Below are 11999 nucleotides of genomic sequence, written 5' to 3'. Positions count from 1 at the left end.
TTCCTAAGCTCAGCTTGTTCTTCTAGTTATTCATTCACTATTTTTTCTAGTTGCTGAAAAAGCCCCCAGGCACAGGCGTCAATGCAGAATATCCAGCAATCCTCTAACCAGCTGCTTGTAATGCTCTTTTTGATCTTTTGCTCCATTTTCTGCCTTGATTGAAAGACTTTGCTCAATGGCTGCTTGAGGAATCAGCAGATGGGTGTTTAAGCTTGAGATAAAGGAAACACTTTCTTCCAATAATTGATACTCTTTTTGCAGGTTGCTGGGTAATTTATATTTACGTAAAGGAAATAAATAGCGAGCACTGGCTTTTATTTCTTCTATACGATCGTTTTCTAGTAAGTAACGCATGGTATCGAGTTGCTTTCCTTGGTGATACGGGCAAGTATCTGCACTCAGCAGATGGGTATAGTACCCGATGTATTCACTATTTATGATGGTTCTTTCAAACGCTTCTTTCTTGATTTTCATCTTCTGTATCCTTCTTTCAAAACTATCACTGACCTCACTTATGCAGCGTTTGTGGTATCACTAAGTACGGTTTCTTCTTTTGGTCCATTTTTTGTTAAATCTTTCATCAAAAAAAGAGAAACTGCAAGTTTTCCCCACAGTTTCTCCTATACGCTTCTAGCGATGCCTATAGTTAAGGAGCGACGCTTTCACCGTGTTTCTTTTTTCTTGTTACTGCGACGACAAACAGTACTAGGAGTGTATACCCAAGAATGATCAAACTGCTTGTGTTTGATGAACCTGTTTGTGGTAATTTTCCTTGTCCGATTTGAGAACCATCTGCTACGATCGTTTTCTTATTGTCATCGTCTGCTTCTTCCTCTTGCGTCACCGTTTCACCGATTCGACCGGTCACAGAGACTTGCCCTGTCGTCGCCTCTACGACGCTGGTTTCCGATAGATCCCAGACAGTCAGAGTCAGTAACACAGCGACGAAAAGAACGATTCGTTTTCGTTTTTTCATACGATAGATCCCTTCTTTACTGGGATTTCAATTCTTAGTCTTCCTCTACATCCGGCGCAAAGCTCAAGACCAATTTGAAACTTGGATTTGATTCTTCTGATGCATCGGTCGGTGTTGCTTCACCAGTGAACGCAAACGTGCCTTCATTCGTACCTTGGTTGCCTTCAAGGGTAAATAATTCTGTTTCTGCTACGGTTGGTGTGCCGTTTTCAAACAACTCGATACCATTTACGTTTAACAAGTCTACTTCATCCATATTCAATGGTGTATCGACACCCGCAACAGAAGCGATCACACCAACTGCTGAGTTATTTGTCACAGTGTAGCTAGGTGAAACGATCTCTTTGTGGCTTGACTCTTCTGTTGTATAGAACAAAGCAGTCGTTGGAATCGTCACATTGATCCATTGGTTCAAATCGTCGGGATTTGGTCCAGGGGTTGTGTTATCGAATGATCCGATGATCCCGTTTACTTGGACATCTCCTGACGTATCGCCTTCACGTCCGTCAATGGTTTGTGTCGCAAAAGCGGTGGTGCCGCTGGCGATTACTCCTGCGATTGTTGCTGTACTTAGAATGGCTGCTACAAATTTTTTCATTTTTATTTCCTCACTTTTCCTTTTTTTTTAATTCTTAACGATAATCGTTAATTCAGCTTCAGTGACCCCTTGTTTTTCTTTGCTTTCAGGGTCGTAAATATTGATTGTGGCTTTCGCGGGATATTCCCCTTTTGCCAACGGTGTCGCCAAGGCGACATTTTCAACAAATTGGTTTGGATAGATCGCACCGGAAGAATAGATGACTTCCCCGCTCGACAGTAAAGAGATATCCACGGCGATTGGGTACACATTGGTGCCCGGATTGACGATCTCGATGGATCCTGTGCTTTGACCATCTTCAAAAATGGCTTCTGGATTGATTTGCAGCGTGAAATAATTCGCATCCGCAATCTCCTGCGCTCGTTCAGAAACCCGCTGATCGGTGGCATCGCCAGATTCTGGCAACAGGTCGGCACTGATCAAAGGGACTGCTGTTTTTGATTGGTAAAAGTAGTACCCGATCCCACCGATAAGTACTAGCAACAGCAACAACCACAAGATCCATTTCCGTCGATCCTTCGTTTCGGTTTGATTCGTTTGCTCCAATGGATTCACCTCCTTCACGTTTGGTACGATCTTTTTTCTTTAATCTCGTGGGACAAAGCGTAAGACGATGCGATACTTCGGTACGAGCAAGTCTTCATAGTACCCACCTTGGTCGGCTTCTGTATCAACGATCCATTGGGGATAGTCTCCATAGAAGTCCCCCGTTAAGGAAATCGGCACGCGGCTTCTTTCTTCTAGGCGAACCAAGTGTTGTTCCTCCATCGCTTCATAGAGTTGGATCTGTGTTTCTTCCGTTTTTAGATTCAATCGCAACAGCGGGGTTGAGATGTCGTCATAGGTCAGGGTTGGGTCTTCTTCTTCACTTTCACTTTCGGCATAGTCGAGAGGATCTTCTCCCGCTTCTAATAAGACAATACTGGCACTATCATCGATCGCCAGTTGATTGACGTAGGTATCCACGGCAAGTGGCGATTGATTGCGGATCTCATACGTTTGGCTTTCAAAATTACGATTCGATTCCGCTGTGTTGTACAAGGATTCGAAGACCATTTTGGTCGGGATCGTCACTCGCATATGCTCCAGTTTCGATGTCACATCGATACCGATAGTCATCTGGTAGGCTTTATTCCCCACCTCAAGAACAGCAAAGTAGCTACCGTCTTCGTCCACTTCTTGTGTAAGATCCGTTTCTACGATGCGAAAATCATCCGTCATATCCGCTTCCGTCAAGACGTTTGCGGCTTGTGCTCGGCTTTCTTGAAGGATCAAAGCATCCAATGCCTCTTTTGTAGGTAACTCGTTGATCTTATAACGATCTAAGGTGATATTGTACGCTTCAAGGTCTACCCCTTTGATAACGGTTTGACGAGCTGTGACATCGACATAGGTCTCAATCGAAGGTTTTGATAAGAAGATCGACACTTCTGTCTCGGTTTCCAATCGTTCATTTTCTCTTAGTGGAATACGGAAATAGCGATACAGCTGATTTTCATCACGATAGTCGCCCCATTCGATTCGTTCAGAGTTTTTGTCTAATTCAACGAGTTCTCCGTCATTATTGGTATAGGTGATCACTGTGACATCGGTATCCTCGTACATAGAACCAGTGATTTCAGTCGACTGATCACTCAATGCATCGATTCGGGCAACGAGGCCTTCTGGTTCTGAAAAAACCAAACGACGGTAGTTATTTCCGCTGATTGCTGCAGCAAAGTCGACACCATTTAAAGATTCTAGCGACCCATCCGCATTCTGAACACTCAAGTAGCGAGAACGCGACTCGACATTGAAAGACCCCCACGAGGGATTCGATCCGCTATTGCGATTGATACGCAACGTACCAGAAACATTGATGAATTCTTCTGTTGGTGCTTCCCCAGTGGTTGTCCAAAGAGACACTTTCTGATTATCAAAATCGATACTCAACCCATTCGCATTCGTATTGGTTCCTGAGCGAATCAAGCGTTGCAAAGTGGTACGGCTGTTTCCCGCTCGTGTCGTCGGGTGAACCAATTCGAATCGTTGTACACCACTGATATTCAAGTTGGCCCGCGAATTTCTAAAAAAGATAAGTTCGCTTCGATTGACTTCTGTCTCTACCAGAAATTGGGCATCTTCTCCTACTGTGATCGTATTGGCAATGTCGATCATTGGTCGACTTGTGGAGCGATTGACGGTCATAGCGGCATCTGTCAGGTGGAAATCGGCATTTTTCCCGATCGACATTTGACTAAAGCGACGGGTACTTGAGTTGAAGCCATTGGAGGTATTGGCATAAAAGGATGCCCCCTCTTCCATCACAAAACTTGCACCTCGAGGAGCATAGAAAGCACCACCGACTTGTTGAATGGACATCTTTGCGCCTTTTTTCAAAGTAGCTACACCACTCGTATTATTGATTCGAATCGCACCAGCATCATTTCGATTGCGCTCACGTAGAAGAGTAAATTCTGCATCTTCTCCCAGTGTAAAGGTATGGCTCACTCGAAAAGGCGAATCTGATAAGCCCGTTGCCACAGTCAGGTTTCCACTGGTTGCCTCAGTGTGACTGATTTTTGCTTCTTTCCCAGTAACAAACGAACGAATCGTTCGTCGACCTGTAAAGCCGTAACTAGCTTTCGAATCTATTTCAGCATTGTCACCCACATAGACATTCGTTGTCGTGGTTCCATAAAAGGCGATCCCACGGACTTCGACAGACAGTTTGCTTCTTTCCTCCATCGTAAACTGAGAGTTGGCGCGGGTCAGCCGAATGGCTTCCGCTGTTCGGGTAGATGTTCGCTGGATATGCAATTCCGCACCAGCTTCCAGTTTTAGTTCATCACGCAAGCGAACAAAATGCTGGTTATCATTTGTGCCATGTTCATATACAAAAATTTTTGTTTCTTCGCCCACCACCATCCTTCGTGTAGATCCGGTACTCCCTGTTAATCCTCGCCCAGAGGTGAGCTGGATGGTATTTTCTTTCCCAAAGTGCAGCTCACTTGTGGTGGCTGAACCAGTGAAGATGGCTCCTCGCTGCGAAATGGTCATTTGATTATTATCGCCTGAAATAAAACGAGCATTCGCCGCTTGTAATTGCATGAAAGCAGCGTCACCAGTCGTCACTTGTCGTTTCGCATTCAAGGTGACATCGTTGCCTGTGACAAAGGAATCTCGGACAAAGAACCGTTGGACATTTGAATTATTGCTTGTCCGTTCTTGCAATTCAATATGACTATTATCTTCCATCCGAAAACTCTTGACCATGGTGCTACCAGTAAAGCCATTGCCGGTCGCAGCATCGATCCGAGTGTTTTCTCCAACGAAGACATCTGCTAAAGAAGCGGTTAGTACTGGACCGGTTTGATTCACATTCATTTGGGTGAACGCACCAAAGCGAACTTCTGCTTCTGAAGAACGAACATGAATAAATGCCCCGGTCGTTGTGCCCGTCCGCGTTCCCTCGATGATGGTAGGTTGGTCTGCGGTACTATTTTCAACGATGAAGCGGCGTCCGACATTGATGGCGGGTGTCGTACTGACTGTTCCATACTCAGATAGCTTTAACTGACTACCTGCTTGTAACCGTATCTCTCCTAACGTACTGGTGGAGTTCCCAGAAAGCCCTTGTCCTGTGCCGACGTCCAGAGTTGCCCCTGTAGCTAACGTCAATCGGCTATCTTGATTGGCATTTGGCAAGGAGACCATCGCACCAGATTGGCGAATCGTGGTCATACTTCCTTGACCAAAATCAAGGCTTGCTGCGGTACCTGTCATATGAAAGACGGTGCCAGTATTGCTGTTGGTACTTCGGGTGACAGAAATTTCAGCTTGGCTAGCGACTGCTACTTGATTCATTTCAAAGATTGGTGTGGCATTTGATGAGCGATGATTGACCGTCAATTGCCCTTCGACAAAGAGTCCTTCAGCCATGAATAACGTTGGAATGGAAGACGTCGCTGTCGTCACCACATTGGTTCCTTTGAAATGAAGATGTGCTTGGTTGTTATTCACCACGCGTCCTGCGGTAGTGGTCAGCTCCAGTTGGGTATCTTCAAAAGTAATCGTTGATGCCCCAGTTGTTTGAGCCAGCCCTTGCGCTGACTGGATGCCTTGTTGCTGCACCCCTTGCCAAGTCAGTTGAACAGGTGCCGCAAACTGCATCAGGTTCTCTGCCGCCGTCTGCGAAACGATCACAGGTGTTTCTTGACTACGAAAGGTAACGTTCATCCGTTGGATCCCACTGATTGGCCCAGTTAATGCCAAGTTGCTGGCAAAAGTAAGCACTAGCGATTGCTCATTGGCGATTTCTTCGTAACGATACTCCGTGCCCTCTTCATCGGTGAAGGATTCCCCAAGTAAAATTGCCCGCAATTGCGCCTCACTTGCTACAGTCAATGCGACCGCTGAAGCTTCAGCATCAAACCTTTCGACTTGCTCGTTCTCAGCTTCTGGCTCCGCTTCATCTTCTGAGCTATCTGGCGTTTCTGCTTCGGACAGTGCTTCATTTTCCTCTGCTTCTTCTTGGCTAGCGGTCGTTGAATCATCGGTGGCTTCCGATGAGGTTGTTTGTTCCTCGCTGCTTTGCTCGGTTGACTCTTGCGTTTCCGATTGATCAGCAGAATTATTGGTTTCCTCCCCAGAAGATTGTTGCGTCCCTTCAGAAAGTGACTCTGTTTCTGCATAAGCAACTTGCTGGAACGCCATCGTCGTGTTGACGCCCGTGCTGCTCAGTAGTAATACGGCAGAAAACAATGTAAGTAATTTCATCATATCCTCCTTTCTTCAAGTCTTTGTTGCGTTAAGAAAGCTGAAAACTAGGGAATAGCTCCTTGCTTTTTCACGCAAAGCTGTCTCAATATTCTTCGTTTTTGAGGGAACGACAAAAAAAGACATTTTGATGAATCAAATGTCTGGAGAAAGTTGTTAGATTAAGTTTTCATAAAATAATAACTACATACGAGTTCTGTATTCTCAAAAACGAAGGTTATTGGGACAAACTATTTGTAAGTATGACACGCGTGTTGCTTACTAAACTAAGAATAGCGTGGTCGTTTCTCAAAGGAAAATCATTATTTTCATAAACACCTGAAATAGATGAATAAATAACATACCTATTTAAACGCGTGAACAGCACAGCAATTGGTTTAAAAGAGCGGTTTTTGATAGGGATTTATTTTCCTTTCGAGGTGTTCCCAATCGCGATCATCCGGGAGAGATTTCAACAATAAGTAATCTGTTTTGACTTTATAATCAACGAGGTAGCGATTGTAATTGGTCACGATCAAATCGATATGGGCAGCATGAAGCGTATGTTTTGTTAAATATTGCAGTTGAACAAACGTCAATTTATGCTTGCTGCCAAATCGCTGGATCGCTCTTGTTTGGATATGCTGGCACACAAAATGATCCCCTTCTAAGAGAAAATAAATGGTTTTTGCTGGTGCATAATAATCGAAAATCAGCTCGCTATAAATCGTTAAACTGACACAGATGTCTTCTAAGTAGGTAGTAGACAAAGAGAGTTTTTTGCTCTGCTCCTTAAGAAATTGTAAGTTCTTTTGGTAACTCTCACTGTTGGAACGCATGATCACCTCTTTGATATCATCCATTTCCTTGTTCAAAACCGGCGCAATCGCATGGTTAATTTTTCTCGATAAAAAGAAAGAACGTAAAAAAGTCGCAACCGTTTTGGCTTGTGCTTGGGGCACCTCATGGTTTTGAAGAAACAAGTCCGTCACAGTTGTGATGGCTTCGCCTTGATGAAATTGTTGGTAAAATTTTTCCTCTCGTTCTTCTTGATCCAAGGTTCGCTTGCACAAGGTGACTAAGTAGATCCAAGCGAATTCTTCTTTGGGCAGCTGAACCTGATAGATTTTTTCAATGCCTTCCTTCAGTGCGTATAGCTTGGAAAAACTGTTCCCTTTATACGCCTGTCTAACCAGTTCTTTCGGCATAGTGATACGATAGCCGAGGCTCGCACGCTTGATGGCAATATAAAATGTGTAGTAAAACGCTGCGGGAGTTGCCCCAGATCCGATTTCATAATAGCCGAACTTGTCCTCCAATTGACCTAAGATCAAGTCATGCAAGGCTTGATCTGGAACCAACGTATAGATCGTTTCCGCACCTTCGTAATAAAAATCTTTGAAAAACTTACGCAAGTTGGCTTCACTTCCTTCAATCGTTAAGGGATTAGATGCCCACTGCAAGCCATAGCTTTTTAAAATAGGGTTTCGCTGATTGAGTAGACGCCGAAACGTACTCTCTGAAAAATGATAATGATGTGCCAGCTCATCCACCTTAGATAGTTTGCCATGGAAAATATTCCCGATAATTTCAAATAAGCATTCATTTTTTAACAAGCTTTGCTTTCTTTTTTGATAGTCTGCTGGCTTTTTCTCTTCGAAAACAAACCCGCTATTGCCCGAAACGAGGGCAATACTGTCCCCAAAATATTCTTTCATGTATTTGATATCATTGGCAATCGTTCGTTGCGTCACCTGATTGCGCTCTGCTAAGTCGCCAATCGTGAACACACGGTCTCGCTCAATCGTACTCAGCAGCCGAAACAAGCGCGCAGTCGTACGGTTGCTGATGAAGGCCAATTGCAACTCTCTCATTCATCCCACTCCTTTTTTTCAAGAAATTCTTTTCTATACTATTACATAAATAGCACACTATTTGGTAATTATATACTCAAATTTGTATATTTTTAATCAAAAAACCTGCTAAAAATGAAAGAAATAACGAGGAGAAATTCATTTTTTAGACTTATCATATTCTTTTTTGCTGGAGGAAAAAGAAAAAAAGCCGCAAGCAGCGCTCGATGAAAGAGCTGCTTGCGGCTATTTTGGTTTTCTCATTAAAATAAATACTGGGCTGTAATCGAGGACTGGCACTCGATCAGTTTTTCTGGAATCCCTTCGTACAACACTTCGCCACCGCGAATCCCGCCATCAATGCCGACATCGATCAGCCAATCCGCTGCTTTCATGACCTCAAGGTTGTGTTCGATCACGATCACCGTGTTGCCTTTTTCCACTAGCCGTTCGATGATCGCCAAAATGCTCTTGATGTCTGCCATGTGCAATCCGGTCGTTGGTTCATCCATAATGTAGATATTGCCTTTTTTGCTTAATTCTTTTGCTAACTTCAGTCGTTGGCATTCACCACCAGACAAGGTATTCAATGGCTGTCCAAGGGTCATGTATCCTAGTCCCACAGCCAAAATCTGTTTTAGTTTTCTTTGAATCGCTTTTTCCTCAAAGAATTCCACCGCTTCTGTGATGCTCATGGCAAGGACTTCATCGATCGACTTGCCTTTCAAGCGATACTGGTAGACTTCTTCTTTAAAACGTTTGCCGCCGCAGGCCTGACACAAAACCTCAACGGAATCCATAAAGGACAGCTCCATCTTGATGGTCCCGTGGCCCTTACACGTTTCACAGGCGCCTTCGGAATTGTAGGAAAAAAGACCTGCTGAGACCTGGTTTTCTTGCGAAAATAACTTCCGAATGTCATTCATAATCCCAGAATAGGTCGCTGGATTGGAGCGGATATTTCCCGCCACCGCTGATTGATCGATCGTAATGGCTTCAGGGTATTCTTTAGCAAAAACCCCATTCACTAAACTACTCTTTCCAGAACCAGCGACACCGGTCACCACTGTAAATACTCCTAATGGCACCCGCAGTGCTGTATTTTTCAAGTTATGCAGCGTCGATTTTTTCGTTTCGATAACCTGATGACTCTGGCGAGGTGCTTCTTTAAAGTCCACCATCTGTCCAAATGCTTTGCCAGTCAGTGTATCTGAGCGCAGCAATCCTTCAAAGGTTCCTTCGTAGGTAATACAGCCGCCATTTTTCCCCGCTTTAGGACCAACATCGATAATATGGTCAGCTGCTTTAATGACATCTGGATCATGCTCCACTACGATGACGGTGTTTCCTTTGTCCCGTAGTTTGACTAACAATTCATTCAATCGATGGACATCCCTTGGATGCAGCCCAATACTCGGTTCATCAAAAATGTAGATCACATCGTTCAAGCTAGAAGACAAGTGTTTGACCATTTTTACCCGCTGACTTTCCCCACCAGAAAGGGTCGTCGTTTCACGGTCTAAGGAAACATAATCCAACCCGATATTGATTAGATCAGTGATTCTCGCTTGGATGTTTTGAAGCAGTGGTTGGACACTCTCCTCCGAGATTTCTTGAAGAACCGTCAATAGTTCATCCACTTGCATCGCCAAAAAGTCCGCAATCGAATAGCCCGCGATTTTGCACGCGAGTACTTGTGGGTTGAATCGTTTTCCCTGACAGTCAGGACACTTCTGCTCATTCATGAAAGAAGCGATTTTCTTCTGGGTAGCAGCGGAGCTTTCATTGCCACCTTTGATATTGGAGCGATTAAAACGAGCGACTAAGCCTTCATAGGTGGAACTCATCCCTTCCATATACAAGGAATCGATTTTTTCTCCTTGGGCATACAAAAAGCGATTCATTTCTTCTTCGCTATATTCTTTCAACGGCTTGTCATTGTCAAAAAAGCCCGTGTTGGTGAAAGACTTCAGCAGCCAAGAGCCGACTTTGTAGCCAGGAAGCAGGATCGCCCCTTCGTTTAAGGACTTTTCAAGATCCAGTGCCTTTTCTAAATCTAAGCCGACGATGCGCCCAATCCCTTCGCAAGTGGGACACATCCCATGAGGGTCATTGAAGGAGAAATTCCATGCAGGACCTAAATACGGTTGACCAAGACGAGAAAAAAGCAAGCGGATCAAGGGATTGATATCCGTGATCGTCCCTAATGTGGAGCGGGAATTGCCGCCTAAACGGCTTTGATCAACTACTACCGCCATCGAAAGATTGTCGATGGCATCCGCATCGGGCTGGCTATATTTTGGCAAAAAGTTGCGGACAAATTTCGAAAAGTTCTCATTCAGCTGTCGCCCAGCTTCTTGTGCGATCGTGTCAAAGACGATCGATGACTTGCCTGAACCAGAGATACCCGTGAAAATCGTGATTTTTCTTTTGGGAATCTTCAAGTCAAAGCCCTTCAAATTGTTCTGCCTGGCGTTGTGGATCGTAATGTATTCCTGCATGCTATACCCTCCCAGATTCTGTTGAATTTTTTCAGTGAGCGACCATTATAGCACAAACATTCTCGCTGTTTCTCGGAATTTTGAAAAAAAACTATGTTTATTTTATGTTTTGTTCTGAATGCTGGAATAGCAATGGTGGGGGCTTATGCGATTTTTCGATTGATAGATGAACCGAGGGTTAGAAGAATAACTATTGAATAAAAAACGCGTGGCGCAAGTGGCGAATAGAAAAGACGAAAACAGACCAAATCCCTTTTTATAAGGATTTGATCTGCTTTCGCGTCGATGTGTTTAACGAAAAGTAATGATTAGCTACTAACCTTTAAGCGAACAATTCCGTTTGATTACGAAACAACCATCAATTAATTGAAATGTTTCTTTGCACACTTTACTTAAAAGTTAGGCCTTACGCGATTAGAATCTTGTAAGTAGCTTGCCACCTCTTCTTTTAAATCGTTAAACTCTTTTTTACTAGTAGTAATAGTCAGAATAAAATGGACCGCTTCATCTTGAGAAAAATTTGTCACATATCCATTAAGCTGTAAAAAAGTAATCATAGAAACTAAAGCGGTCCGTTTATTACCATTATGGAAAGGGTGTCTTTTTACTAAGTTAATTGCTAAAATTGATGCCTTATCAAAAATTGTCGGATATAATTCTTTGCCAAACACAGCTTGTGAAGGTTGATTTATTGCCATATCCAACGCACTTGCATCTTTTACACCAATCATTTCTCCTTTAGAATACTGTACAATTACTTTCGCATTGATTCTGATCACATCTGCCGCCGTCAAAAAAATCATAAGTCAACCAAGTCTTTTAAAGCTTTGTCGTATTGATCCATGACTGAATCTACGATTGAATCAATAGAAACTTCTTCAACCGCTTTAATCATTTTTACAGATCCATCCCGTTCAAAAACATAACTGATTGATTCACCGGTCTGAACACCGATATACTCCTTTACTTCTGCAGGTATCGTTGTAATATCACTATTACCAGATCTTCTGACTTTATATTTTTTTGTTTTTTTCAATTTCTACCCTCCCAATGTATATACAAATGAATTTGTATATACATTATACAACAATAGATACATGCCGTCAAAATATGTCTTAAAGAGCATAACCTTCAACTCTATGATCCGACATACCAAAGAATAATCACACCAATTTTAAAATATATTTCCTAATTTTTTTCCTACTCACCACAATTGTTGCGAATTCTTGATCACGCATTAAAACTCACTATAAAAAAACCGAAACAAAGAACTCACTCTCTGTTTCGGTCTTACTTCATTATTCAACATTCAACGAAAAATTCTTCTAACACTT

At 43.2% G+C, this 11999-nt stretch carries 9 protein-coding genes; all 9 read right to left on the bottom strand.

The features are described from left to right. Nucleotides 1–78 precede the first annotated feature (78 nt). Nucleotides 79–474 carry a hypothetical protein gene (locus tag IGI76_RS02580; RefSeq protein WP_115231767.1) on the bottom strand — a complete coding sequence of 132 codons (396 nt, stop codon included), beginning with the start codon at nt 472–474 and terminating at the stop codon, nt 79–81. A 172-nt stretch (nt 475–646) separates the two neighbouring features. Next, complete coding sequence (locus IGI76_RS02575; RefSeq protein ID WP_333718946.1) at nt 647–976, bottom strand: LPXTG cell wall anchor domain-containing protein; 330 nt, start codon at nt 974–976, stop codon at nt 647–649. A gap of 34 nt (nt 977–1010) precedes the next feature. Continuing rightward, the gene (locus IGI76_RS02570; RefSeq protein ID WP_074536605.1) at nt 1011–1574 is read right to left on the bottom strand and encodes a hypothetical protein; all 564 of its coding nucleotides are present in this window, start codon (nt 1572–1574) and stop codon (nt 1011–1013) included. Between the two features lie 27 nt (nt 1575–1601). After that, the gene (locus IGI76_RS02565; protein ID WP_015508953.1) at nt 1602–2120 is read right to left on the bottom strand and encodes a hypothetical protein; all 519 of its coding nucleotides are present in this window, start codon (nt 2118–2120) and stop codon (nt 1602–1604) included. Between the two features lie 39 nt (nt 2121–2159). Further along, entirely contained in the window at nt 2160–6332 is a 4173-nt protein-coding gene (locus IGI76_RS02560; protein WP_438780997.1) for a hypothetical protein, read from the bottom strand. A gap of 377 nt (nt 6333–6709) precedes the next feature. Continuing rightward, nucleotides 6710–8185: a helix-turn-helix domain-containing protein gene (locus IGI76_RS02555; RefSeq protein WP_333718944.1), complete on the bottom strand. Its 1476-nt coding sequence runs from the start codon at nt 8183–8185 to the stop codon at nt 6710–6712. Nucleotides 8186–8427: 242 nt separating this feature from the next. Further along, nucleotides 8428–10665, bottom strand: a complete 2238-nt coding sequence (locus IGI76_RS02550; protein WP_333718943.1) for an excinuclease ABC subunit UvrA — start codon at nt 10663–10665, stop codon at nt 8428–8430. Nucleotides 10666–11057: 392 nt separating this feature from the next. Beyond that, nucleotides 11058–11468 (bottom strand): type II toxin-antitoxin system death-on-curing family toxin, encoded by a 411-nt coding sequence (locus IGI76_RS02545; protein ID WP_074934362.1) that lies wholly within the window; start codon nt 11466–11468, stop codon nt 11058–11060. Further along, complete coding sequence (locus IGI76_RS02540) at nt 11465–11701, bottom strand: addiction module antidote (protein WP_016609673.1); 237 nt, start codon at nt 11699–11701, stop codon at nt 11465–11467. The genes IGI76_RS02545 and IGI76_RS02540 overlap by 4 nt, the downstream gene beginning before the upstream one ends. Between the last annotated feature and the right edge of the window lie 298 nt (nt 11702–11999).

The organism is Enterococcus sp. DIV2449a, assembly GCF_051711225.1.
GTDB lineage: Bacteria > Bacillota > Bacilli > Lactobacillales > Enterococcaceae > Enterococcus_D > Enterococcus_D casseliflavus.
This window is presented reverse-complemented; position numbering and strand designations above follow the sequence as displayed.